Here is a 24,877-nt window from a genome sequence, read left to right on the forward strand (position 1 = left end):
TTCCTTTTTCCTCACACGCCCCGCTTCGGGTTGCCGTAGCCGTAGCCCGAATACCAATCCGGGGTCCAGGCGATGCGCAGCGAGCTGCTTGGGAAAAGAACGCACAACAATCCCAACCAAGCCACGATGTGCAGCGGCGTGGCCGTGTTGTCCGCAGCGAGCCAGAACGAACCGTATGGTGTTCGGGTTCAGGCGCCTTTGCTTTGGTTACTTTCATTTGGCAAGACAAATGAAAGTGACTCGCCCGCCGGGGCGAGACCCGGCGCAGCCTCACGCAGTGAATAGAAGCCCCAACGCAGTGTTCACTCGCTGCCAACAAGCCCGTTGCGGATCGCATAAACCGTCATCTCGGAGTTGTTCGACAGCCCCAGCTTCTCGAGCACCCGCGCGCGATAGACGCTCACCGTCTTCGGACTGAGCATCAGCTCCTCCGCGATGTCCGACAGCCGCTTGCCCGACGCGATCATCACCAGGGTCTGCAATTCCCGGTCGGACAGCTTCTCGTGCGCCGCCTCGCTGGTCGGCGTCGTCAGGCTCTCGACCAGCATCTGCGCGATCTCGGGCGTCACGTACTTGCGGCCCTGCCCCACGGTGCGCACCGCGGCCACGATGGTCGCCGGGTCGCCGCCCTTGTTCACATAGCCGAACGCGCCCGCCCGCAAGGCGCGGATCGCGTACTGGTCCTCGGGGTACATCGACACCACCAGCACCCGCATCGTCGAACCCTCGTCCTTCAACACGTGCAGCACGTCCAGGCCGCTGCGGCCCGGCAGGTTGATGTCGAGCACCAGCACGTCGCAGCCGCCGGTCGTGCGCAGCAGCGAGCGCAGCTCGGTGTAGTCGCCGGCCTCGCCGATCACCTCGATGTCCGGGGCGTCCGACAAGGTGTCGCGGATGCCGCGCCGGATCAGCGCATGGTCGTCGCACAGGATCACTTTGATCATCAGATGTTCCCCCACACCGTCGGGTCGTATGGCGCCGACGGCTCCTCGGCGATCTCGAAGTCCAGCTCTTCCGATGTCATCTCGAGCGGCACCGACAGGATCAGCGTCGTCCCCGCCGGCCCGCTGCTCAGGTCCACCCATCCGCCCACCGTGCCGGCCCGCTCGTGCAGCCCGCGGATGCCGAACGAGCGCGCCTTCGCGAGGTCGTCCTGGTTCAGGCCGCGGCCGTTGTCGCTGATCTCGAGCGACAGCACCCCGCCGGCCAGCGTCAGGTCGATCTGCACATGGCTCGCGTGCGCATGCTTGGTCACGTTGGTCAGCGCCTCCTGCGCGGTGCGGTACGCCACCAGCGGCACGCCGGCCGGCAAGGTCAGGTGGTCGTAGCGGCTGCGGAACTCGCAGGTCACGCCGGTGCGCTTCTCGAAACGGCTCGCCATCCACTGCAGCGCGGCCACCAGGCCCTGCTCCAGGATCGCCGGGCGCAGGTTGTGCATCACCCGCTGGCTCGCCTCGATCGCATGGCTCACCGTCTCGAGCGCCGAATTGACCCGCGCCAGCACCTCGGGCGAATCGGAATGCCGCGCAATCCAGGCCAGGTCGAACTTCAGCGCGGTCAACGAACCGCCGACGTCGTCGTGGATCTCGCGCGCGATCGCCGCCCGCTCCGATTCGACGCTGGTCTGCAAGTGCTGCGCAAGCTCGTGCACCCGCTGCTTCTGCTCGCCGAGCTCGCGGTCGGCGCGCTGGCGCGCCAGCAGCAGCTCGTGCGCCTCGACCGCATGCAGCAGCGCCGGCACCAGCCGCGCCAGGTTGTTCTTCAGCAGGTAGTCGCTGGCGCCGTTGCGCATCGCCTCGACCGCGGTGTCTTCGCCGATCTCGCCCGACACCAGGATGAACGGGATGCTGCGCCCGCTCGCCTTCAGCAGGTCGAGCGCCACCAGGCCCGAAAAGCCCGGCAGGTTGTAGTCGGACACGATGATGTCCCACTCCTGCGACGGCTCCAGCGCCTGCAGGAACTCCAGCTCCGAATCGACCCGGATCGCGTCGACGTCGAGCCCGCCGCGGCGCAGGTGGGCCAGCGTCAGGTGGTGGTCGAGCTCGGAATCCTCCAGGTGCAGGAGTCGCAGGCGCTGCTCGGACAGAGGCGGTGACATGGTCCGCAGTATGCCAAGCAACCGGCGCGCGGGTGCCAACTTCGCACGCTCGCGGCAGCCCTTCGAATTGGCGGCACTTTTCGCCGGTGATTGGGCTAATGCTTTCCCGCCCCCTGCCGAAAATGCCTGACAGATATCACGCCTTGCGCAGGAGCTCCCCTGCGCAGCGCCCGATCCCTCACTTTCGAGCGGAGATTTTGGATGCAGATGAACGACGCCAACGATGCCGGCATGCCACCCGCCCCCGCGGGCATGGCATTGCTCGCCGCCGCCGACCTGCAGGACCACCTGATGTCGGCCACCAACGACCTGGAACGCCTTCAGGCCCTGCTGGCCGACGCCTGCGACACGCTGATGCAGCGCTTCTACGGCGCCTCGGAGCAGATCCGCACCCTGCGCGAACGCCCCCACTCGGGGGAAGAAAGCGACGAAGTGTTCAGCGGCGTCATGCAGGACCTGGGCGGCGCGGTCACCGCGCTGCAGTTCCAGGACATGGCCTCCCAGCTGATCCACCACACCAACCGCCGGTTGCGCAGCTGCGTCGACCGGCTGGCCCGCGAGGCCTTCGCGGATGACGAAGACGGTGAGACCGTGGTCGAGGAAGCCCCGTTGCGACCCAACCCGGTGACCCAGGCCGAGATGGACGTCGGATCCATCGAGTTGTTCTAGGCCGCCCTCAAGACTCCAGTCCACCTACCGAAACAGTTTTCGAGAAATCCGGAGAAACCCATGCATTCCATCCTCGCGGTCGACGATTCGGCCTCCATGCGCCAGATGGTGTCCTTCACGCTGAAGAGCGCCGGCTACAACGTCGTCGAGGCCGTCGACGGCCAGGACGCGTACGAGAAGACCAGCGGTCGCGACTTCGACCTCGTGCTGACCGACCAGAACATGCCCCGCATGGACGGCATCAGCCTGACGAAGAAGCTGCGCGACAACCCGAAGTTCAAGAGCACGCCGATCCTGATCCTGACGACCGAGTCGAGCGACCAGATGAAGCAGGCGGGCCGCAGCGCCGGTGCCACCGGCTGGCTGGTCAAGCCCTTCGATCCGGCCAAGCTGATCGAAGTCATCAAGAAGGTCGTGCGCTGAGCCCCGGCTCGAGCGAACGACTCCTTCCCGCACCGACAACATAACGACATCCATCCAGGAGCACGCCATGGGCGAGATGACCTCCGAAGGCTCTCAGCTGAGCGCCGGCATCGACCTGAGCCAGTTCTATCAGGTCTTCTTCGAAGAAGCGGGCGAGAACCTCGACCGCATGGAGAAGCTGCTGCTCGACCTCGACATCGAGTCGGCCGACGACGAGGAGCTCAACGCGATCTTCCGTTGCGCGCACTCGATCAAGGGCGGCGCCGCGACCTTCGGTTTCTCCGACGTCGCCGAGCTGACGCACCAGATGGAGACGCTGCTGGACAAGCTGCGCCGCCATGAACTGACCCCGACCGCGCCGATGGTCGACGTGCTGCTGCAATCGGGCGACGCGCTGCGCGCCCAGCTGGCACGCCACCAGGGCAACGGCGGCGACGAGCTGGACACCACCGAGCTGCTGTTCAACATCCGCGCGATGGTGGCCGGCGAAGCGCCGCCCGTCGTGGTCGCGGCGCCCGCCGCCCCGGCCGAGAAGCCGAAGGCCGCCGCGCCGGCGTCGACGATGCCCGCGCCGTCGGCACCCAACCATGCGCGCGTGCTCGAGCTGCGCGTCGGTCCGCTGAAGAACCTGGCGGACGCCGACAACCTGGTCGAGCTCTTCAAGGAAATCACCGACCTCGGCACCATCGAGCCGCTGGACAACGGCATGTCGGCCGACGGCATGCGCCGTTTCAAGATCTGCACGACCAGCAGCGACAGCGACCTGCTGGACCTGTTCACCTTCCACGTGGCGCGCGAGCAGGTCTCGCTGCTGCCGCTCGGCCCGGGCTACGGCTTCCACGACGGCGCGCCGGGCGCGCCGGCGGCCGCCGCGCCGAGCGAGGCCGAGCTCGGCTACGGCTTCTTCGACGACGCCCCGGGCGCACCGAACACCGTCGCGGCACCGGCCGCCGATGCGGCACCGGCCGGCGACGCCGGCACGCCGGTCGAGTCCGCCAAGCCGGTCGCGAAGCCCGCACCCAAGGCCGAGAAGGCGCCGGCCGCCGCGGTCGAGGCGTCGACGCTGCGCGTGTCGGTCGAGAAGGTCGACCAGCTGATCAACCTGGTCGGCGAACTCGTGATCACCCAGGCCATGCTGGCCCAGAACAGCCAGGGGCTCGACCCGGCGCTGTACCAGCAGCTGGCCTCCGGCCTGGCCGACCTGGACCGCAACACCCGCGATCTGCAGGAATCGGTGATGTCGATCCGCATGATCCCGATGTCGATGGTGTTCAGCCGCTTCCCGCGCATGCTGCGCGACCTGGCCGCCAAGCTCGGCAAGAAGGTCGACTTCGTGACGCTCGGCGAAGCCACCGAACTGGACAAGGGCCTGGTCGAGAAGATCACCGACCCGCTGACCCACCTGGTGCGCAACAGCTGCGACCACGGCATCGAGACCCCGGCCGACCGCGTCGCCAAGGGCAAGCCCGAGACCGGCACCATCACGCTGAGCGCGTCCCACCAGGGCGGCTCGATCGTCATCGAGGTGCGCGACGACGGCCGCGGCCTGTCGCGCGACAAGCTGCTGAAGAAGGCCCGCGAGCGCGGCATCCCGGCACCGGACTCGATGACGGACCAAGAGGTGTGGGGCCTGATCTTCGCGCCCGGCTTCTCGACCGCCGACGTGGTCACCGACGTGTCCGGCCGCGGCGTCGGCATGGACGTGGTCAAGAAGAACATCACCGCGCTGGGCGGCACCGTCGAGATCGATTCGGCCGAAGGCTACGGCATGCGCGTCTCGGTGCGCCTGCCGCTGACGCTGGCCATCATGGACGGCATGTCGGTGGGCGTCGGCGAAGAGGTCTACATCCTCCCGCTGTCGTCGGTGATCGAATCGTTCCAGGTGCAGCCCGACATGGTCAAGACGATCGGCGGCTCCGGCCGCGTGGTCGAGGTGCGCGACGAGTACATGCCGGTGCTGGAGATGGAGCACGTCTTCAACGTGCCGCGCTTCGACTTCGAGCACGTCAGCGGGATCATGGTGGTGGTCGAGGCCGAAGGCGGGCGCGTCGCGCTGCTGGTCGACGAGCTGCTCGGGCAGCAGCAGGTCGTCGTGAAGAACCTCGAGGCCAACTACCGCAAGGTCAACGACGTGTCGGGCGCCACCATCATGGGCGACGGCCGCGTGGCGCTGATCCTGGACGTCGGCAGCCTGGTGCGCCGTTCGCGCCACTGAGCTTCGCCGTTCATTCTTCTCCCAACCTTTTCCGGAGCTCGACGATGAAGTTGAATGACGTTCGAGTCGGCGCGCGCCTGGGAGGCGGTTTCGCCGTCACCCTCGCGTTGCTGTGCCTGATCATGGTGGTGGGCGTGTGGCGCCTGAGCACCATCGCCCAGGCCACCCAGCAGATGATGGCCGAGCCGCTCGCGAAGGAGCGGCTGGCGACCGAATGGGCGCGCAACGTGTCGATCGGCGCCACGCGCGGCAAGGCGATTGCCAAGAATGCCGACGGCACGCTCGAAGCGCTGTTCTCCGAAGAGGCCAAGGCCTCGACGGTGCGCGCCAACGAGATCATCCAGGCGCTGAAGGCCTTCCCGACCACGTCCGAAGAGCAGCTGCTGCTCGACCGCATCGGCGAGGCGCGCAAGACCTACCTCGCGGCCCGCGACGGGTTGATGGCGGCCAAGCGCGCCGGCAACGCCGAGGAAGCCACGCGCATCTATGAGAGCAGCTTCCAGGTTGCCTCGCCGGCGTACATCGCCGCGATGACCGCCTACGTGGACCACCAGAGGAAGAACATCGACGTGATGGCGAAGCAGATCGACGCCGACGCCGCACGCGGCCGCCTGCTGATCGGCGTGACCGGCTGCCTGGCACTGGTGTTCGGCGCCGTGTTCGCCTGGCTGCTGACGCGCTCGATCACCGTGCCGGTGGCCGAGGCGGCCCGCCTGGCCGACGCGGTGACCGGCGGCGACCTGTCGCGCCGGGTCACGGCCGAGGGCCGCGACGAGATCGCCGGCCTGATGCGCTCGCTCGGCAAGATGAACGCCAGCCTGCGCGACATGGTCACGCAGGTGCGCCAGTCGGCCGACAGCATCCAGGTGGCGAGCGGCGAGGTCGCGACCGGCAACCAGGACCTGAGCGCGCGCACCGAGCAGACCGCGTCGAACCTGCAGCAGACCGCGTCGTCGATGGGCCACCTGACCGGCACCGTCAAGCAGACCGCCGACTCGGCCCGCACCGCCAACCAGCTGGCCTCGTCGGCGCAAGGCGCCGCAGGCAAGGGCGGCGAGGTGGTGTCGCAGGTCGTCTCGACGATGAACGACATCCATGCGAGCTCGAAGAAGATCGCCGACATCATCGGCGTGATCGACGGCATCGCGTTCCAGACCAACATCCTGGCGCTGAACGCCGCGGTGGAAGCAGCCCGTGCCGGCGAACAGGGCCGCGGCTTCGCGGTGGTGGCCAGCGAAGTGCGCAGCCTGGCGCAGCGCAGCGCGCAGGCGGCCAAGGAGATCAAGAGCCTGATCGATGCATCGGTCGACAAGGTCGACTCCGGTTCGCGCCTGGTGGCGGATGCCGGCCAGTCGATGACCGAGATCGTCAACAGCGTGCGCCGCGTCACCGACATCATCGGCGAGATCACGTCGGCGGCGTCGGAGCAGAGCGACGGCATCGGCCAGGTCAACACCGCGGTGACGCAGCTCGACCAGATGACGCAGCAGAACGCCGCGCTGGTGGAGCAGTCGGCCGCGGCCGCCGAGTCGCTGAAGGAGCAGGCGCTGCGGCTGTCGGGCGTGGTGTCGGTGTTCCGGCTGACCGCCTGAAAAAGATGACCTGAAGAGCGCCCCCGAAGCGCCCTGTTCGTTCTCAATAGGAGCGCTGCATGCAGTTCAGTTTCCGCAACGCCCGCATCGGCACCCGGCTCGGGCTGGTCTTCAGCCTGCTGGTGCTGCTGATGGTGCTGGCCACCGGCTATGGCGCGATCAAGCTGAAGCAGACCACGTCGACGCTGAAGCGCCTGTCGGCCACCGAATGGCAGATGACGCAGCTGGCGCGCGAATGGAATGCGCAGGCCGCGATGAACACGCTGCGCGCGACCACCAATGCGCGGCTCGGGACGGGCGAATTCTCCGACGAGCTGACGAAGCAGTCGAAGTCCACGCTGGCCGCGAACGCCGAGACGATCGGGAAGATCGAGTCGCTGGTGTCGGATCCCGAGACGAAGGCGCTGTTCGACAAGGCGGTGAACGCACGCAAGGTCGCGCTCGCGTTCGATCCGCAGCTCGACGCGCTGAAGAACAGCGGCGACTTCGTCGCGCTCGAAGGGCTGCTGGCCGGCGACTACGAGAAGACCCACAAGGCCTACCAGGCCGCCGTCGACGAACTCGCCGCGCTGGCCACGGCCCGCGCCGGCGCCGCGCAGGAACACGCAGAGTCCGGCACCAACCTCGCGGCCACCGTGGTCGGCGTGCTGGTGCTGGTGTGCGTCGGCGTGGCCGGCGGCTTCGGCTGGTGGCTGACGCGCTCGATCGCCGTGCCGATCGGCGAAGCGGTGCGGCATGCCCGCGCGATTGCCGGCGGCGACCTGTCGCAGGCGGTGTCGATCGAGGCGGGCGGCGAAGCCGGCGAGCTGGCGCGCGCGCTGGCCGAGATGCAGGCCTCGCTGCGCCGGCTGGTCGGCGAGGTGCGCAGCAGCACCGACAGCATCACGACCGCCAGCGCCGAGATCGCGACCGGCAACCAGGACCTGAGCCACCGCACCGAACAGACCGCGAGCAACCTGCAGCAGGCCGCGTCGTCGATGGAGCAACTGACCGGCACCGTCAAGCAGAGCGCCGATTCGGCCCGCCAGGCCAACCAGCTGGCCTCGTCGGCCGCCGAGGTCGCGGCCCGCGGCGGCGCGGTCGTCGCGCAGGTCGTCACGACGATGGACGAGATCAATGCCAGCTCGAAGAAGATCAACGACATCATCGGCACGATCGACGGCATCGCGTTCCAGACCAACATCCTCGCGCTGAACGCGGCCGTCGAAGCGGCGCGCGCCGGCGAACAGGGCCGCGGCTTCGCGGTGGTCGCGAGCGAAGTGCGCAGCCTGGCGCAGCGCAGCGCGCAGGCCGCGAAGGAAATCAAGGGCCTGATCGGCGCCAGCGTCGACCGCGTCGAAGCCGGTTCGCGGCTGGTGGCCGATGCCGGCACGACGATGAACGAGATCGTCGGCTCGGTGCAGCGCGTCAGCGACATCATCGGCGAGATCACCGCTGCGTCGTCCGAGCAGAGCGACGGCATCGGCCAGATCAACACCACGGTGACGCAGCTCGACCAGATGACGCAGCAGAACTCGGCGCTGGTCGAGGAAAGCGCCGCCGCCGCCGAAAGCCTGCGCGACCAGGCGCAGCGCCTGTCGCAGGCCGTCGGCGCATTCCGCCTCGAAGCCCGGCACTGAGCCGCTCCACCCCTTCCACTGATTGCAGAACATCATGCGCATCCAAGATCTCCGCATCGGCACCCGCATCTGGTTCGCCGTGAGCGCCTTCATCGTCTCGCTGCTGGTGCTGGTCGCCTTCACCGCGTGGCGTTCGGCCCAGGTGCAGGCGCTGTCCGACGAAGCGCTGGCACTGTCGGACACCAAGATCCGCACCGCGGCCCGCTGGGCCAGCCTGACCGAGGCGGCCGTCGCGCGCGCCCAAGCCGGCGCGATCGCGAGCGACGACTCGGTGCGCACCGCGTTCAAGGGCACCAACGACAAGGCGATCGCGCAGATCACCGAGCTGCAGAAGCAGCTGAAGGAGATGCCGCAGACCGAGGCCGAGACGCAGCAGATGGCGAAGATCGCCGCCGACCGCAAGATCGTGCTCGACACCTCGGCCGAGATCACGAAGAAGAAGGAAGGCGGCGACCTGGAAGGCGCCCGCACGCTGGCGATGGGCGGCTTCGCGCAGGCCGTCGACACCTACATGCAGTCGCTGCGCGGCTTCGTCGCGCTGCAGGAGCAGGCCGCGCAGGCCACGCGCGAGCGGCTGTCGGCCGAACGCCGCAAGACGGTGACGCTGGCGGCCGGCGTGGTCGCGCTGATCATCGTCGGCGCGCTGTTCGGCACCTTCGCGCTGGTCGGCTCGATCCGCCGCCCGCTCGGCGAGGCGATCGCGCTGGCCGATTCGATCGCCGGCGGCGACCTGAGCCCGCGCCCGGCGGTGAACCGCGGCGACGAAATGGGCGACCTGATGCGCGCGCTGCAGACGATGACGGCTGCGCTCGGCCGCGTCGTGCAGCAGGTGCACTCCGCCAGCGACAGCATCCGCACCGCCAGCACCGAGATCGCGACCGGCAACCAGGACCTGAGCGCCCGCACCGAGCAGACCGCGAGCAACCTGCAGCAAACCGCGTCGTCGATGGAGCAACTGACCGGCACCGTCAAGCAGAGCGCCGATTCGGCCCGCCAGGCCAACCAGCTGGCCTCGTCGGCCGCCGAAGTCGCCGCGCGCGGCGGCTCGGTCGTCTCGCAGGTCGTCACGACGATGGACGAGATCAACGCCAGCTCGAAGAAGATCAACGACATCATCGGCGTGATCGACGGCATCGCGTTCCAGACCAACATCCTGGCGCTGAACGCCGCGGTGGAAGCGGCGCGCGCCGGCGAGCAGGGCCGCGGCTTCGCGGTCGTCGCGAGCGAGGTGCGCAGCCTCGCGCAGCGCAGCGCCGAGGCGGCCAAGGAGATCAAGGCGCTGATCGGCGCCAGCGTCGATCGCGTCGAAGCCGGCTCGCGGCTGGTGGCCGATGCCGGCACGACGATGAGCGAGATCGTCGGCTCGGTGCAGCGCGTCTCGGACATCATCGGCGAGATCACCGCCGCGTCGTCCGAACAGAGCGACGGCATCGGCCAGATCAACACCGCCGTCACCCAGCTCGACCAGATGACGCAGCAGAACGCCGCGCTGGTCGAGGAAAGCGCCGCCGCCGCCGAAAGCCTGAAGGACCAGGCTGCGCGCCTGGCGCAGGCGGTCGGCACCTTCCGGCTCGTCGCGCATTGATCGCCCGTTCACGAATCGTTCTGCCCTGAACCTGACCTGCTCCACCGGAGGTTCCCCATGCTCAACCTGTCCTTCAAACGCAAGATCGGCCTGCTGGTCGGCGCGTCGATCCTGGCGCTCATCCTGCTGACCGTCGCGTCCAGCCTGCGCATGCGCAGCCAGATCGTCGAAGGGCGCAAGGGCCAGCTGGTGACGGCAGTCGAAGCGGCTTACAGCATCGCCGCCGGCTTCGAGGCCAAGGCCGCCGCCGGCACGATGAGCAAGGACGACGCGCAGAAGGCAGCCCGGGACGCCATCCGCGTGGCCCGCTACGGCGCCGACGCCAAGGACTACCTCTACCTCTTCTCGATGGACGGCGCCGCGGTGATGCACCCGCTGAAGCCCGAGTGGGACGGCCAGCCGATGATCGGCAAGGTCAAGGACGGCAACGGCCTGGACATCATCCAGGGCGAGATCGACGCGCTGCGTGCCAGCAAGGACGGCCGCGCCTGGCTGATGACCGAATTCCCGCGCCCCGGCACGACCCAGCCGGTGCCCAAGCTGATGTACGTGATGCAGCTGAAGAACTGGGGCTGGCTGGTCGGCTCGGGGCTGTACATGGACGATGTGGACGTCCAGGTGCGCGACACCGCGGTGCAGGGCCTGCTGATCACGCTGCTGATCCTGGCCGGCATCGGCGCGCTCGGCGTCGTGATCGCGCGCAGCGTGCTGCGCCAGATCGGCGGCGAGCCGAGCGAGGCGATGGCGGTGATGAGCGAGGTCGCGCGCGGCAACCTGTCGGTCGACCTGAGCCATTCGGTGCCGGGCAGCCTGCTCGACTCGCTGTCGCAGATGGTGCGCTCGCTGCGCACGACGGTCAGCCAGGTGCGCCAGAGCACCGACAGCATCTCGACCGCGTCGGGCGAGATCGCGACCGGCAACCAGGACCTGAGCGCCCGCACCGAACAGACCGCATCGAACCTGCAGCAGGCTGCGTCGTCGATGGACCAGTTGACCGGCACCGTCAAGCAGAGCGCCGATTCGGCCCGCCAGGCCAACCAGCTGGCCTCGTCGGCCGCCGAAGTCGCCGCGCGCGGCGGCTCGGTCGTCGCGCAGGTCGTCTCGACGATGGACGAGATCAATGCGTCGTCGAAGAAGATCAACGACATCATCGGCGTGATCGACGGCATCGCGTTCCAGACCAACATCCTGGCGCTGAACGCCGCGGTGGAAGCGGCGCGCGCCGGCGAACAGGGCCGCGGCTTCGCGGTCGTCGCGAGCGAGGTGCGCAGCCTCGCGCAGCGCAGCGCCGAGGCGGCCAAGGAGATCAAGGCGCTGATCGGCGCCAGCGTCGATCGCGTCGAAGCCGGCTCGCGGCTGGTCGCCGATGCCGGCCAGACGATGCAGGAGATCGTCGGCTCGGTGCAGCGCGTGTCGGACATCATCGGCGAGATCACCGCCGCGTCGTCCGAGCAGAGCGACGGCATCGGCCAGGTCAACACCGCCGTCACCCAGCTCGACCAGATGACGCAGCAGAACGCCGCGCTGGTCGAGGAAAGCGCCGCCGCCGCCGAAAGCCTGCGCGACCAGGCGAAACGCCTGGCGTCGGTGGTGGCGACCTTCCGACTGGAAGCGGGCGACAGCCTGCTGGCGCAGCCGGTCGCGGCGCCGCCCGTGGCGTCCGCCAGACCGGCCGTGCCGGCCCACAAGCCTGCCGCGTCCAAGCCGGCAGCCGCCAAGACCGCTGCACCCATCCGCCCGACACCAAGCCCTGCACCGGCGCCTGCGGCCGCTGCGGCGCCCGCCGAACTGAAACCCGCCCCGGCCGCCAGCAAACCGGCCGCCACCGTCGCCCCCGGCGACGACTGGGAAACCTTCTGAAGCTCCTGCCATGAACCTGAACAACCTCAGCATCCGCACCAAACTGATCGGTGGCTTCGGCCTGGTCCTCGCGATCGCGCTGCTGCAAAGCCTGCTCGCGATCTCGCGCCTCGGCCACGTCAACGCGAACGCCGCGGACATCGCGACCAACTGGCTGCCCAGCGTGCGCATGCTCGGCGACATCAACAGCGACCTGGCGTCGTACCGCGCGGTGCGCCTGCGGCTCGCGCTGATCGACACCTCGCTCGAGGTGGAGCCGATCGAGGCCTCGCTGAAGAAGGTGGAAGGCAACTTCGAAGCGCACCGCGCCGCCTACCAGGCGATGATCAATTCGCCGGAAGAAAAGGCGATGTACGAGCAGTTCGCGCAGCAGTGGAAGAGCTACCAGGCGATCAGCCCCGAGCTGCTGCGGATGGCCAAGGAGATGGACACCGCCGGCGTCAAGAAGCTGGTGAACGGGTCGGCCGGCCAGTCGTACACCGACGCCCGCGCGCTGCTCGCCAAGCTGATCGAGCTGAACACCGCCGGCAGCGTGGCCGCGGCCGCCGAGGGTGCGAAGACCTACGAGTCGTCGCGCACGATGCTGATCGCCGGCCTGGTCGCGATGACCGCGATCGGCCTGTCGATCGCCTGGTTCGTGTCGGGCGGCCTCGCGCGGGCCGCGGCGCGTGCGGTGGCCGATGCGAACCGCATCGCCGACGGCGACCTGAGCCAGCCGATCCCGTCGAGCGGCAGCGACGAGATGGGCCAGCTGCTGAAGGCGCTCGGCGACATGCAGGACAAGCTGCGCGGCATCGTCGGCGGCGTGCGCCAGAACGCCGACGGCGTGGCGACCGCCAGTGCGCAGATCGCGCAGGGCAACAACGACCTGAGCAGCCGCACCGAACAGCAGGCGAGCGCGCTCGAAGAGACGGCCGCGTCGATGGAGCAGCTGTCGAGCACCGTCAAGCAGAACGCCGACAACGCGCGCCAGGCCAACCAGCTGGCGATGAGCGCGTCGAACGTCGCCGTCTCGGGCGGCGAGGTCGTCAACCGCGTCGTCGACACGATGAAGGGCATCAACGACTCGTCGCGCCGCATCGCCGACATCATCGGCACGATCGACGGCATCGCGTTCCAGACCAACATCCTGGCGCTGAACGCCGCGGTGGAAGCGGCCCGGGCCGGCGAACAGGGCCGCGGCTTCGCGGTGGTCGCGAGCGAAGTGCGCAGCCTCGCGCAGCGCAGCGCCGACGCCGCCAAGGAGATCAAGACGCTGATCTCGACCAGCGTCGAGCGCGTCGAGCAAGGCACCGCGCTGGTCGACGAAGCCGGCACGACGATGGCCGAGGTGGTGGCGTCGATCCGCCGGGTGACCGACATCATGGGCGAGATCACGTCGGCGAGTGTCGAGCAGTCGGCCGGCGTCAGCCAGGTCGGCGAGGCGGTCACGCAGATGGACCAGGCGACGCAGCAGAACGCGGCGCTGGTCGAGGAAAGCGCCGCGGCGGCCGAGAGCCTGAAGCTGCAGGCGGCCCAGCTGCTGGCGAACGTCGCGGTGTTCAAGCTGTCGACGGGGCATGTCGGCGTGCCGGCGCCGACACCGGCGCCGGTGTTCCAGGCCGCGAAAACGGTGATCGCCGCCGCGGCTCGGCCGGTGCCGAAGCCGAAGCCGGTTGCGAAAGCCCCGGGGGCGGGGGCGGCCAGGCCGGTGGCAGTGCCGGTCGAGCCGGTGATGGCTCCGGCCCCGGCCCCGGCCCCGGCCCCGCGGCCGGCGCTGGCCGCCGCGACGGCGGGGTCCGACGACTGGGAAACGTTCTGACCCGTCGAACGGGACGGTTCGTGGAAAACCTCCGCGTGCCGGGCTGACCTCTTCCCGGTGGGGACTCGCTGCGCGAGGGCTGTCTTCGCTGCGGGCGAGGTCTGGTTCAATGCGTGGCATTGCCGGGTCTCGCCCCGGCGGGCGAGTCACTTTCATTTGCTGGCTCAAATGAAAGTAACCAAAGCAAAGCGCCTCAACACACACCATACGGTTCGTTCTGGCTCGCTGCGGACAACACGGCCACGCCGCTACTCTCCCACCTTGCTTGGGATTGTTGCCCTTCCTTTTTCCTCACACGCCCCGCTTCGGGTTGCCGTAGCCGTAGCCCGAATACCAATCCGGGGTCCAGGCGATGCGCAGCGAGCTGGACGGGAAGAACGCACAACAATCCCAACCAAGGTGGAGGTCTAGCGGCGTGGCCGTGTTGTCCGCAGCGTGCAGAACGAACCGTATGGTGTTCGGGTTGAAAGCCCTTTGCTTTGGTTACTTTCATTTGGGCTCAAATGAAAGTGACTCGCCCGCCGGGGCGAGACCCGGCAGCAGCCTCTCGCAGTGAAGAAGCTTCACTCCGCAGAGGAGCCCTCGCGCAGCGAGCGCAAAGAGATACCCCCCCAAGCTCCTTCTTTTGCCAAGACACCCGCTCCGCATCCGATCACAGAATCGCGTCGAACCGGTACAGCCGGACCGCCCTCGTGCCGATAACGGCACTAGCGCATCCGCCTCGCCCGCGGATGCAGTTCTGCCACGGCGCCTGCGAGCGCCCCGTCTGCCGAGGATTCCGATGACCAAGCACCTGTTCCTGTGCGCCCTGCTGGGCGCAGCCGCCCTCCCCGCGTTCGCCAAGGACGGCAATGCCACCGCCGACGAAGCCTCCGCGATGGTCAAGAAGGGCGTCGCCTACATCAAGGCGAGCGGCAAGGACAAGGCCTACGCCGAGATCAACAACAAGGCCGGCCAGTTCACCGACCGCGACCTCTACCTGGTCGTCTACGGGCTCGACGGCGTCGTACGCGCCCATGGCGCGAACGAAAAAATGATCGGCAAGAACCTGCTCGAGCTGAAAGACGTCGACGGCAAGCCCTTCGTGAAGGAACGCGTCGAGCTCGCCCAGTCCAAGGGCACGTTCTGGCAAGACTACAAGTTCACCAACCCGGTCAGCAAGAAGATCGAGCCGAAGCGCGCGTACTGCGAGCGGCTCGACGACGTGGCCGTCTGCGGCGGCATCTACAAGTAAGCCTCGTCCGTCCCACCTGCACGACCGGAAGCCCGCCATGAAACTCGGACTCAAGCTGCTCGCAGCCCCCGTGCTGACCGCCGTCGTGGTGTTCTCGATGGCCTCGGTGAACACCGCGCTGTTGAGCGCCGAAGCGAGCAAGAACAGCGAAGACTTCCGCGGCGACCTGGAGTCCTTCCGCACCATCACCAGCGTGCAGGACCAGCTCGGCCAGATCCACGCCGGCGTCTACCGCACCGTCGCGCTGATCGGCTCGCTCGACGAGCCGAAGATCAAGGCGGCCCGCGAATCGCTGGCCAACCAGCTGGGCGGGCTGAAGCGCACGCTGGGCGGCCTGGCGGATGCCGATCACGCCGACGCCGACCTGGCCGCCGAGATCAAGGCCGCCACCGCGCAGATCGACAAGTACCGTGGCCAGGCCGATTCGGCGATCGACCTGTCGTCGGTCGACCCGAACACCGGCATCGCCGCGATGCAGGGCGCCGACGAGACCTTCGGCGCGCTGGCCAAGGGCATGGGCGGCATGGTCGCCCGCATGGACCAGCAGTCGTCCGCGTCGATGGACGCGTCGGCCACCCGCTCGCGCCGCACCAGCCTGCTGCTGGCCGCGCTCGGCCTGCTGGCCGCCGCCGCGACGGTCGGCGTGGCCTGGCTGATGCAGCGCCGCATCGTCGGCGAGCTGAGCCGCGCCGCCCGCGTCGCCGACCAGGTGGCCGACGGCAAGCTCGCGATCGACGCGCGCACCGACCGCAGCGACGAACTCGGCGACCTGATGCGCGCCCTCGACCGCATGACCCGGCAGCTCAGCCGCTCGCTCGCGACGGTGCTGGAATCGTCGTCGTCGATCGAGAACGCCAGCGCCGAGATCGCGACCGGCAACCAGGACCTGAGCCACCGCACCGAACAGGCGGCCAGCAACCTGCAGCAGACCGCCTCGTCGATGGAGCAGCTCACCGGCACCGTCAACCAGAGCGCCGACTCGGCCCGCCAGGCGAACCAGCTGGCGTCGTCGGCCGCCGAAGTCGCCGCGCGCGGCGGCTCGGTCGTCGCGCAGGTCGTCTCGACGATGGACGAGATCAACGCCAGCTCGCGCAAGATCGGCGACATCATCGGCGTGATCGACGGCATCGCGTTCCAGACCAACATCCTCGCGCTGAACGCCGCGGTCGAAGCGGCGCGTGCCGGCGAGCAGGGCCGCGGCTTCGCGGTCGTCGCCAGCGAGGTGCGCAGCCTGGCGCAGCGCAGTGCACAGGCCGCGAAGGAAATCAAGGGCCTGATCGGCGCCAGCGTCGAGCGCGTCGAAGCCGGTTCGCGCCTGGTCGCCGATGCCGGCCAGACGATGAACGAGATCGTCGGCTCGGTGCAGCGCGTCACCGACATCATCAGCGAGATCACCGCCGCCGCCGCCGAGCAGAGCGCCGGCATCGGCCAGGTGAACGGATCCGTCACCCAGCTCGACCAGATGACGCAGCAGAACGCGGCACTGGTGGAGGAGTCCGCAGCCGCCGCGGAAAGCCTGAAAGACCAGGCGGCGCGGCTGCGCAGCATCGTCAACAACTTCCAGCTCGCCGGAGAGCGCTCATGAACTTCACCCACCTGATGCGTCAATTCACGATCCGCACCCGCATGATCGGCGCGATCGCCATCGTGCTCGCGCTGCTCGCGCTGGTCGGCGGCGCCGGCCTGACCGGGCTGCTGCGGCTGCAAAGCCTCAGCACCGCCTTCATGACCAACTCGTTTGCCGACAGCAACACACTGGCCTCGCTGCGCACCGCGCTCGGCGAGATGCGCCTGGCCGAGAAGGAAATGATCGTCAATTACGAGAAAGCGGAGGAAGTCACGCGCTTCAGCGGGCAGTGGACGGCCGCGCGCGAACGCGTCGTCGCCCAGCTGAAGACGCTGCAGGCGGGAACACCGGACGAAGGCACGGCGCTGGCCACCCGGATGGAAACCGAACTCGCCGCCTACGCGACCGCGATGGCCCCGGTGATCAAGCAGCTGGAGAACAGCGGCTACGACTCGGCCACGGTGGCCAACCGGGTGATGGGCCGCGCGAAGGAAGCGATCGGCGCCGCCGAGAAGACGGTGGCCGAACTGCAGAAGACGCTGGGCACCGAAGGTGCGCACGCCGAGGCCGCGCGCGAGGCGATGACGCGCCAGACCATCACGCTGTTCGCGGTGGCGCTGGGCATCGCGATTCTGATCGTCGTGCCGGCCACGCTGATCAACATGCAGAGCATCTGCCGCCCGATGACCGAGGCGCAGGCGCTGGCCGCGTCGATCGCGCGCGGCGACCTGACCAACCAGATCACGCTGATCGGCCGCGACGAATCGACGCAGCTGATGCAGGCCTTGTCGGACATGCAGGGGTCGCTGCGCACGCTGGTCGGCCAGGTGCGCAACTCGACCGACAGCATCTCGACCGCCAGCGCCGAGATCGCGACCGGCAACCAGGACCTGAGCGCCCGCACCGAGCAGACCGCGAGCAACCTGCAGCAGGCCGCGTCGTCGATGGAACAGCTGACCGGCACCGTCAAGCAGAGCGCCGACTCGGCCCGCCAGGCCAACCAGCTGGCGTCGTCGGCGGCCGAAGTCGCCGCGCGCGGCGGCTCGGTCGTCTCGCAGGTCGTCATGACGATGGACGAGATCAACGCCAGCTCGAAGAAGATCAGCGACATCATCGGCGTGATCGACGGCATCGCGTTCCAGACCAACATCCTGGCGCTGAACGCCGCGGTGGAAGCGGCCCGGGCCGGCGAACAAGGCCGCGGCTTCGCGGTGGTGGCCGGCGAAGTGCGCAGCCTCGCGCAGCGCAGCGCGCAGGCGGCGAAAGAGATCAAGGCGCTGATCGGCGCGTCGGTCGAGAAGGTCGATTCCGGTTCGCGCCTGGTCGCCGACGCCGGCAAGACCATGAGCGAGATCGTCGGCTCGGTGCAGCGCGTGTCGGACATCATCGGCGAGATCACCGCCGCGTCGTCCGAGCAGAGCGACGGCATCGGCCAGGTCAACACCGCCGTCACCCAGCTCGACCAGATGACGCAGCAGAACGCCGCGCTGGTCGAGGAAAGCGCCGCCGCCGCCGAAAGCCTGCGCGACCAGGCCCAGCGCCTGGCGTCGGTGGTGTCGACCTTCCGGCTCGATGCGCAGGCCCTGCCGGCCGCGCCCGCGCCGAAGGCGCCGGCACCGGTGGCGCCCGCCGCCATGAAGCCGGCCGCGGCATCGAAGCCCGCCGCCGCGCCGGTCGCCAGGCCGAAGCCGTCGGCGGCAGCCCCGAGCACCCCCGCGAAGCCTGCCGCGGCCCCGGCCGTGACGAAAGTCGCAGCCGCCGCCCCGAGCCCGGCGCCCGCCCCGGTCGCCGGCCCGGCCTTCGCCGCGACCGCGCCCAACGACGACTGGGAAACCTTCTGAGCAGGCCACCTCGTTCGGACTGAACGTGTCGAAGCCTTCAGTTCGCCCCGCCCTTGCCGATAGTGACGGCAACGCAGACCTCCGACCCTGACAGGACCCCACCATGGACATGATCCACGAAGCTTCCCACGTGGCCCGGCACGAAGCCGCCCGCGCTTCCGCCGCCACCCAGTCCGGTGGCGAGTTCCTGACCTTCCGCCTCGGCGCCGAGGAATACGGCATCGACATCCTGAAGGTCCAGGAGATCCGCTCCTACGAAGCCCCCACCCGAATCGCCAACGCCCCCGCCTTCATCAAGGGCGTGGTCAACCTGCGCGGCGTCATCGTCCCCATCGTCGACCTGCGCCTGAAGCTCGGCTGCGACTCCAACGACTACAACAGCTTCACCGTCGTCATCGTGCTCAACGTGCGCGGCCGCGTCGTCGGCGCCGTCGTCGACTCCGTCAGCGACGTGCTCGAGCTCTCGCGCGACTCCATCAAGCCCGCCCCCGAGATGGCCTCCGCCGTCGACACCAGCTTCATCACCGGCATCTCCAGCGTCAACGACCGCATGCTCATCCTGATGGACATCGAGGAACTGATGGCCAGCGCCGAGATGGGCCTGATCGACAGCCCCTGACATCCCTTTCCCCGATTTCCCGTTCCCGGTCTCTCCAAGGTTTTCATGAACACGGCGCTTCACAGCCGCGGCTCGGTCGCGCGCAAGGTTTCCATCATCGGGGCGCTGAGCCTGTCGGTGGTGCTGTTCGCGATCTGCGCCACGATGAGCCTGGTCGCCGCCGACCGCTCGCGCGAGCGCATCGTCACCTGGGTCGCCGACAAGACGCAATCGGTCGCCGATTCGATCGACGCGTTCGACATGACCTCGCGCGTGCTGGTCGAGAAGTTCTTCGTCAACTTCAAGAACGAGTTCAAGCAGCCGTTCACGCTGGACGAGGCGAGCACCACGCTGAAGGTCGGCGACACGGTGCTGAACGGCAACTTCGCGCAGGTCGATGAATTCGCGCAGCAAAGCGGCGGCACCGCCACCGTGTTCGCCCGCAAGGGCGACGATTTCCAGCGCGTCACCACCTCGGTGAAGAAGGAGAACGGCGAGCGCGCGATCGGCACGATGCTCGGCAGCAGCCATCCGGCGCATGCGCTGATGATGGCCGGCCAGACCTACACCGGCCGCGCGGTGCTGTTCGGCACGCCCTACATGGCCCGCTACGAGCCGATCAAGGACGCGAGCGGCAAGGTGATCGGCATCCTGTACATCGGCTTCGACACCACCGCGTTCCAGGCGGCGATCGACAAGCTCGCGAGCAACATCCGCTTCTTCGACAGCGGCGGCGTCTACGTGATCGACCCGAAGAAGTCGCCGGACGAGGCGATCTTCGTCGTGCACCCGAGTGCCAAGGGCAAGAAGGTGCTGGAGACCTACCCGGACGCGAAGGCGCTGCTGGCGCGGCTGGAGGCCGCCCCCGGCGGCTGGGCGAAAGACGGCGGCGCCATTCTGGAGACGAAACACGACGACCACTGGGCGGTGCTGCGCAAGGCCAAGGCCGGCAACCAGTGGGTGGTGTCCGAGGTGTCGGACAGCGAGGCGATGAAGACCCACTGGGCCACCATCGTGCCGTTCGCGACGCTGCTCGGCCTCGCAGCGCTGCTGCTCGGCGGCGGGATGTTCCTGATGATGCGCCGCTGGGTCGGCCGGCCGCTGCAGGACCTGTCGCGCGCCGTCACGGTGCTGGCCGCCGGCGACCTGACGCAGCCCTGCCACAGCGACCAGCGCGACGAGATCGGCGAACTGATCCGCAATGTCGAAGGCATGCGCCAGCGCTTCCAGCAGATGATCGGCTCGGTGCGCAGCTCGGTCGATTCGATCACGACCGCGAGCGTCGAGATCGCGACCGGCAACCAGGACCTGAGCGCCCGCACCGAGCAGACCGCGAGCAACCTGCAGCGCGCCGCGTCGTCGATGGAGCAGATCACCGGCACCGTCAAGCAGAGCGCCGACTCGGCCCGCCAAGCCAACCAGCTCGCGTCGTCGGCCGCCGAGGTCGCCGCGCGCGGCGGCTCGGTCGTCGCGCAGGTCGTCACGACGATGGACGAGATCAACGCCAGCTCGAAGAAGATCGCCGACATCATCGGCACGATCGACGGCATCGCTTTCCAGACCAACATCCTGGCGCTGAACGCCGCGGTGGAAGCGGCCCGCGCCGGCGAGCAGGGCCGCGGCTTCGCGGTCGTCGCGAGCGAGGTGCGCAGCCTCGCGCAACGCAGCGCCGAGGCGGCCAAGGAGATCAAGGCGCTGATCGGCGCCAGCGTCGACCGCGTCGAGGCCGGCTCGCGGCTGGTCGCCGATGCCGGCACGACGATGAGCGAGATCGTCGGCTCGGTGCAGCGTGTCTCGGACATCATCGGCGAGATCACCGCCGCGTCGTCCGAACAGAGCGACGGCATCGGCCAGGTCAACCAGTCCGTCACCCAGCTCGACCAGATGACGCAGCAGAACGCCGCGCTGGTCGAGCAGTCCACCGCCGCCGCCGAAAGCCTGAAGGACCAGGCCGCCCGGCTCGCGCAGGCGGTCGGCAGTTTCCGTCTCCAGCCGACCTGAGCCACCACGGCCAGGTCGGCCCTCCGAACGATCGACATGCCGCCCGGGAGGCGGTTCACAAGAAGGAGAAGTTCGTGATGTTGTCTGCCATGCGCCTGGGGCCGCGTCTCGCGGTCGGGTTCGGTTCGATCGCACTGCTGTGCGCCGCCGCCGTCGGTTTCGGCCTCGACCGCATCTCGACGATGCGCACGCTGTCGGAGGAACTCGGCACGCTCGACGCCGAGAAGCTGTCGCTGTCGGAGCGCTGGGCCCGCGCGATCGAAGCCAACACCGCCCGCAACTGGGTGGTGTTCTTCGCGAACGACGAACAGATCAAGACCCGCGTGCGCGCCGAGATGAAGGAGGTCGTGGCCACGCAGACCGAGCGCCTGAAGCGCATGCAGGAGGTCGCGACCTCCGACGCCGACAAGCGGCTGCTGGAGGCGGTGAACGTGCAGCGCGACGCCTACCAGGGCCTGCGCAACGGCCTGCTCAAGCGCAAGGAAGGCGGCGAGGACGTGACCGCCGAGGTGATGGACAAGCTGTTCCCGGCCGCCAAGGCCTACAGCGACACCGTCGAGAAGCTGGTCCAGGGCCAGCGCGACAGCATGACCGCGACCAAGGAGCGCGCGGACCGCGCCGGCTTCGTCGGCATGCTCGCGCTCGGCCTGGGCGGCGTCGGCGCGATGCTGCTGGCCGCGCTGCTGGCCTGGCGCGTGACGCGCTCGGTCACCCAGCCGATCGCGCAGGCGCAGCGGATTGCCCAGGCCATCAGTGCCGGCGACCTGACGCAGCACATCCAGGTGCACGGCCAGGACGAGGCCGCCGAGCTGCTGCAGTCGCTGAAGGCGATGCAGGAATCGCTCGGCCGCCTGGTCGGCCAGGTGCGCCAGAGCACCGACAGCATCTCGACCGCCAGCACCGAGATCGCGACCGGCAACCAGGACCTGAGCGCCCGCACCGAACAGACCGCGAGCAACCTGCAGCAGGCCGCGTCGTCGATGGAACAGCTGACCGGCACCGTCCGGCAGAGCGCCGATTCGGCCCGCCAGGCCAACCAGCTGGCGTCGTCGGCGGCCGAAGTCGCCGCGCGCGGCGGCTCGGTCGTCGCGCAGGTCGTCACGACGATGAACGAGATCAATGCGTCGTCGAAGAAGATCAGCGACATCATCGGCACGATCGACGGCATCGCGTTCCAGACCAACATCCTGGCGCTGAACGCCGCGGTGGAAGCAGCCCGTGCCGGCGAACAGGGCCGCGGCTTCGCGGTGGTCGCGAGCGAGGTGCGCAGCCTGGCCCAGCGCAGCGCCGAGGCGGCCAAGGAGATCAAGAGCCTGATCGGCGCCAGCGTCGAGCGGGTGGACGCCGGTTCGCGCCTGGTGGCCGACGCCGGCCAGACGATGCAGGAGATCGTCGGCTCGGTGCAGCGTGTCTCGGACATCATCGGCGAGATCACCGCCGCGTCGTCCGAACAGAGCGATGGCATCGGCCAGATCAACACCGCCGTCACCCAGCTCGACCAGATGACGCAGCAGAACGCCGCGCTGGTCGAGGAAAGCGCCGCCGCCGCCGAAAGCCTGCGCGACCAGGCCCAGCGCCTGGCGTCGGTGGTGTCGACCTTCAGTTTGCCGGCGGCCGGTCGATAGACCGGTACGGGCACCGCATCAGCCCAGCCCCAACGTTCACCAGCTCTGCACAGGACTCCCCCATGGACATGATCCACGAAGCTTCCCACGTGGCCCGGCACGAAGCCGCCCGCGCTTCCGCCGCCACCCAGTCCGGTGGCGAGTTCCTGACCTTCCGCCTCGGCGCCGAGGAATACGGCATCGACATCCTGAAGGTCCAGGAGATCCGCTCCTACGAAGCCCCCACCCGCATCGCCAACGCCCCCGCCTTCATCAAGGGCGTGGTCAACCTGCGCGGCGTCATCGTCCCCATCGTCGACCTGCGCCTGAAGCTCGGCTGCGACTCCAACGACTACAACAGCTTCACCGTCGTCATCGTGCTCAACGTGCGCGGCCGCGTCGTCGGCGCCGTCGTCGACTCCGTCAGCGACGTGCTCGAACTCTCGCGCGACTCCATCAAGCCCGCCCCCGAGATGGCCTCCGCCGTCGACACCAGCTTCATCACCGGCATCTCCAGCGTCAACGACCGCATGCTCATCCTGATGGACATCGAGGAACTGATGGCCAGCGCCGAGATGGGCCTGATCGACAGCACGCACTGACCCGGCGGCGCGGACCCATGCGCTATCTCTCCCGCCTCTCGATCCGCTCGCGGCTCTACTTCGCGACCTGCTTCTCGCTGCTGCTGCTCGGCCTGATCGGCGGCATCGGCTGGGCCGCGCTGCACGGCACGCGCGGCACGGTGCGCACGCTGGTGGCCGACGACTTCGGCATGGCCTCGGACATCGGCGAGCTGCGTACGGCGCTCGGCCGGCTGCGGCGCTTCGAGAAGGAGATGATCATCAACTTCAACAACGTCAACGAGGTCACCGACAACAAGGCCTCGTGGACGAAGGCGCATGCCGAAACGCTGGCTCGGCTGGACGGCCTGGGCAAGCGGCTGGACGCCGAACAGGCCCAGACCGTCGCCGCGGCGCTCGAGCAGTTGAAGGCCTACCACGACGGCATGCTGCCGGTGATCGACCAGCTGGAACGCGCGACCATCGACGGCGCAGTGGCCGGCGCCTATGCGGGGCAGCTGAAGGACAACATCGAGGCGGTCGAGAAGACGCTGGGCGTGCTGTCCGATGCGTCGCGCGAGCACGTGGCGGCCGGGCAGGCGGCGGTCGAACGCGCGATCGGCACCCAGTCGGCGCTGCTGGCCGGCGGCGTGCTGGCGGCGCTCGCGGTGCTGCTGCCGCTGACGGTGCTGACGGTGCGCAGCATCAATGCGTCGATCGCGCATGCGAGCCAGCTGGCACTGCGCATCGCGCAGGGCGACCTATCGCAGGCGGCGGCGCCGCGCAGCGACGACGAGATCGGCCGGCTGCTGCAGGCGATGGACGGCATGCAGAACGCGTTGCGCACGCTGGTCTCGCAGGTCAAGCAATCGACCGACAACATCGCGACCGCCAGTGCCGAGATCGCGACCGGCAACCAGGACCTGAGCGTGCGCACCGAACAGACCGCGAGCAACCTGCAGCAGGCCGCGTCGTCGATGGTGCAACTGACCGGCACCGTCAAGCAGAGCGCCGATTCGGCGCTGCAGGCGAACCAGCTGGCCGCGTCGGCCGCCGAGGTCGCCGCGCGCGGCGGCGCGGTGGTCTCGCAGGTGGTCTCGACGATGGACGAGATCAACGCCAGCTCGAAGAAGATCAACGACATCGTCGGCGTGATCGACGGCATCGCGTTCCAGACCAACATCCTCGCACTGAACGCGGCGGTCGAGGCGGCGCGTGCCGGCGAGCAGGGCCGCGGCTTCGCGGTCGTCGCGAGCGAAGTGCGCAGCCTGGCGCAGCGCAGCGCGCAGGCGGCCAAAGAGATCAAGGGGCTGATCGGTGCGAGCGTCGACCGCGTCGATGCCGGCTCGCGCCTGGTGGCCGATGCGGGCAAGACGATGGGCGAGATCGTCGGCTCGGTGCAGCGCGTCTCGGACATCATCGGCGAGATCACCGCCGCGTCGTCCGAACAGAGCGACGGCATCGGCAGCGTCAACGCCGCGGTGACCCAGCTCGACCAGATGACGCAGCAGAATTCGGCGCTCGTCGAAGAGAGTGCCGCGGCGGCCGAGAGCCTGAAGGACCAGGCGCGCGTGCTGGCCGGCGCGGTGTCGGCGTTCCGGCTCGCCTGA

The 24,877-nt window shown here is 68.8% G+C and carries 18 protein-coding genes; 16 read left to right on the forward strand and 2 right to left on the reverse strand.

The window, feature by feature from the left end; genetic code table 11:
• Positions 1 to 302: 302 nt before the first annotated feature.
• Both FHT26_RS05360 and FHT26_RS05365 read right to left on the reverse strand, forming a co-directional pair.
• Entirely contained in the window at positions 303 to 944 is a 642-nt protein-coding gene (locus tag FHT26_RS05360) for a response regulator (protein WP_168559114.1), read from the reverse strand.
• The gene (locus tag FHT26_RS05365) at positions 944 to 2,098 is read right to left on the reverse strand and encodes a hybrid sensor histidine kinase/response regulator (protein ID WP_168559115.1); all 1,155 of its coding nucleotides are present in this window, start codon (positions 2,096 to 2,098) and stop codon (positions 944 to 946) included. The genes FHT26_RS05360 and FHT26_RS05365 overlap by 1 nt, the downstream gene beginning before the upstream one ends.
• A gap of 201 nt (positions 2,099 to 2,299) precedes the next feature.
• Here FHT26_RS05365 and FHT26_RS05370 point away from each other — a divergent pair, with 201 nt between their 5' ends.
• From FHT26_RS05370 to FHT26_RS30280, 16 genes are all read left to right on the forward strand, one after another.
• A complete protein-coding gene (locus tag FHT26_RS05370) occupies positions 2,300 to 2,767 on the forward strand; it encodes a hypothetical protein (protein ID WP_246867716.1) in 468 nt (155 codons plus the stop codon).
• A gap of 60 nt (positions 2,768 to 2,827) precedes the next feature.
• Complete coding sequence (locus FHT26_RS05375) at positions 2,828 to 3,190, forward strand: response regulator (RefSeq protein ID WP_047511098.1); 363 nt, start codon at positions 2,828 to 2,830, stop codon at positions 3,188 to 3,190.
• A 67-nt stretch (positions 3,191 to 3,257) separates the two neighbouring features.
• Positions 3,258 to 5,405 carry a chemotaxis protein CheA gene (locus tag FHT26_RS05380; RefSeq protein WP_168559116.1) on the forward strand — a complete coding sequence of 716 codons (2,148 nt, stop codon included), beginning with the start codon at positions 3,258 to 3,260 and terminating at the stop codon, positions 5,403 to 5,405.
• 44 nt (positions 5,406 to 5,449) lie between these two features.
• Positions 5,450 to 6,997 carry a methyl-accepting chemotaxis protein gene (locus FHT26_RS05385; RefSeq protein WP_168559117.1) on the forward strand — a complete coding sequence of 516 codons (1,548 nt, stop codon included), beginning with the start codon at positions 5,450 to 5,452 and terminating at the stop codon, positions 6,995 to 6,997.
• Between the two features lie 59 nt (positions 6,998 to 7,056).
• The gene (locus tag FHT26_RS30255) at positions 7,057 to 8,616 is read left to right on the forward strand and encodes a methyl-accepting chemotaxis protein (protein ID WP_168559118.1); all 1,560 of its coding nucleotides are present in this window, start codon (positions 7,057 to 7,059) and stop codon (positions 8,614 to 8,616) included.
• A gap of 34 nt (positions 8,617 to 8,650) precedes the next feature.
• Positions 8,651 to 10,201, forward strand: coding sequence for a methyl-accepting chemotaxis protein (locus FHT26_RS05395; RefSeq protein ID WP_168559119.1), 1,551 nt, complete (start codon positions 8,651 to 8,653; stop codon positions 10,199 to 10,201).
• A 57-nt stretch (positions 10,202 to 10,258) separates the two neighbouring features.
• Entirely contained in the window at positions 10,259 to 12,061 is a 1,803-nt protein-coding gene (locus FHT26_RS05400) for a methyl-accepting chemotaxis protein (protein ID WP_168559120.1), read from the forward strand.
• A 10-nt stretch (positions 12,062 to 12,071) separates the two neighbouring features.
• Positions 12,072 to 13,862, forward strand: coding sequence for a methyl-accepting chemotaxis protein (locus FHT26_RS05405; protein ID WP_168559121.1), 1,791 nt, complete (start codon positions 12,072 to 12,074; stop codon positions 13,860 to 13,862).
• A 781-nt stretch (positions 13,863 to 14,643) separates the two neighbouring features.
• Positions 14,644 to 15,096 carry a cache domain-containing protein gene (locus FHT26_RS05410; RefSeq protein WP_168559122.1) on the forward strand — a complete coding sequence of 151 codons (453 nt, stop codon included), beginning with the start codon at positions 14,644 to 14,646 and terminating at the stop codon, positions 15,094 to 15,096.
• Between the two features lie 37 nt (positions 15,097 to 15,133).
• On the forward strand, positions 15,134 to 16,681 hold the full coding sequence (locus tag FHT26_RS30260) for a methyl-accepting chemotaxis protein (RefSeq protein WP_168559123.1): 1,548 nt from the start codon (positions 15,134 to 15,136) through the stop codon (positions 16,679 to 16,681).
• Complete coding sequence (locus tag FHT26_RS30265; RefSeq protein ID WP_168559124.1) at positions 16,678 to 18,504, forward strand: methyl-accepting chemotaxis protein; 1,827 nt, start codon at positions 16,678 to 16,680, stop codon at positions 18,502 to 18,504. Before FHT26_RS30260 ends, FHT26_RS30265 begins: the two co-directional genes overlap by 4 nt.
• Before the next feature lie 103 nt (positions 18,505 to 18,607).
• Positions 18,608 to 19,123, forward strand: a complete 516-nt coding sequence (locus FHT26_RS05425; protein ID WP_168559125.1) for a chemotaxis protein CheW — start codon at positions 18,608 to 18,610, stop codon at positions 19,121 to 19,123.
• A 45-nt stretch (positions 19,124 to 19,168) separates the two neighbouring features.
• Complete coding sequence (locus FHT26_RS30270) at positions 19,169 to 21,103, forward strand: methyl-accepting chemotaxis protein (RefSeq protein WP_168559126.1); 1,935 nt, start codon at positions 19,169 to 19,171, stop codon at positions 21,101 to 21,103.
• A gap of 77 nt (positions 21,104 to 21,180) precedes the next feature.
• The gene (locus FHT26_RS30275) at positions 21,181 to 22,728 is read left to right on the forward strand and encodes a methyl-accepting chemotaxis protein (RefSeq protein WP_168559227.1); all 1,548 of its coding nucleotides are present in this window, start codon (positions 21,181 to 21,183) and stop codon (positions 22,726 to 22,728) included.
• Between the two features lie 62 nt (positions 22,729 to 22,790).
• Entirely contained in the window at positions 22,791 to 23,309 is a 519-nt protein-coding gene (locus FHT26_RS05440) for a chemotaxis protein CheW (RefSeq protein ID WP_168559127.1), read from the forward strand.
• A 17-nt stretch (positions 23,310 to 23,326) separates the two neighbouring features.
• Complete coding sequence (locus tag FHT26_RS30280) at positions 23,327 to 24,877, forward strand: methyl-accepting chemotaxis protein (protein ID WP_168559128.1); 1,551 nt, start codon at positions 23,327 to 23,329, stop codon at positions 24,875 to 24,877.

The organism is Rhizobacter sp. SG703, from assembly GCF_012275445.1.
Taxonomy (GTDB): Bacteria; Pseudomonadota; Gammaproteobacteria; order Burkholderiales; family Burkholderiaceae_C; genus Rhizobacter.

Coding starts and splice junctions, on each gene's coding strand:
- FHT26_RS05360 (WP_168559114.1), bottom strand. CDS start 944: ATGATCAAAGTGATCCTGTGCGACGACCATGCGCTGATCCGGCGCGGC.
- FHT26_RS05365 (WP_168559115.1), bottom strand. CDS start 2,098: ATGTCACCGCCTCTGTCCGAGCAGCGCCTGCGACTCCTGCACCTGGAG.
- FHT26_RS05370 (WP_246867716.1), top strand. CDS start 2,300: ATGCAGATGAACGACGCCAACGATGCCGGCATGCCACCCGCCCCCGCG.
- FHT26_RS05375 (WP_047511098.1), top strand. CDS start 2,828: ATGCATTCCATCCTCGCGGTCGACGATTCGGCCTCCATGCGCCAGATG.
- FHT26_RS05380 (WP_168559116.1), top strand. CDS start 3,258: ATGGGCGAGATGACCTCCGAAGGCTCTCAGCTGAGCGCCGGCATCGAC.
- FHT26_RS05385 (WP_168559117.1), top strand. CDS start 5,450: ATGAAGTTGAATGACGTTCGAGTCGGCGCGCGCCTGGGAGGCGGTTTC.
- FHT26_RS30255 (WP_168559118.1), top strand. CDS start 7,057: ATGCAGTTCAGTTTCCGCAACGCCCGCATCGGCACCCGGCTCGGGCTG.
- FHT26_RS05395 (WP_168559119.1), top strand. CDS start 8,651: ATGCGCATCCAAGATCTCCGCATCGGCACCCGCATCTGGTTCGCCGTG.
- FHT26_RS05400 (WP_168559120.1), top strand. CDS start 10,259: ATGCTCAACCTGTCCTTCAAACGCAAGATCGGCCTGCTGGTCGGCGCG.
- FHT26_RS05405 (WP_168559121.1), top strand. CDS start 12,072: ATGAACCTGAACAACCTCAGCATCCGCACCAAACTGATCGGTGGCTTC.
- FHT26_RS05410 (WP_168559122.1), top strand. CDS start 14,644: ATGACCAAGCACCTGTTCCTGTGCGCCCTGCTGGGCGCAGCCGCCCTC.
- FHT26_RS30260 (WP_168559123.1), top strand. CDS start 15,134: ATGAAACTCGGACTCAAGCTGCTCGCAGCCCCCGTGCTGACCGCCGTC.
- FHT26_RS30265 (WP_168559124.1), top strand. CDS start 16,678: ATGAACTTCACCCACCTGATGCGTCAATTCACGATCCGCACCCGCATG.
- FHT26_RS05425 (WP_168559125.1), top strand. CDS start 18,608: ATGGACATGATCCACGAAGCTTCCCACGTGGCCCGGCACGAAGCCGCC.
- FHT26_RS30270 (WP_168559126.1), top strand. CDS start 19,169: ATGAACACGGCGCTTCACAGCCGCGGCTCGGTCGCGCGCAAGGTTTCC.
- FHT26_RS30275 (WP_168559227.1), top strand. CDS start 21,181: ATGTTGTCTGCCATGCGCCTGGGGCCGCGTCTCGCGGTCGGGTTCGGT.
- FHT26_RS05440 (WP_168559127.1), top strand. CDS start 22,791: ATGGACATGATCCACGAAGCTTCCCACGTGGCCCGGCACGAAGCCGCC.
- FHT26_RS30280 (WP_168559128.1), top strand. CDS start 23,327: ATGCGCTATCTCTCCCGCCTCTCGATCCGCTCGCGGCTCTACTTCGCG.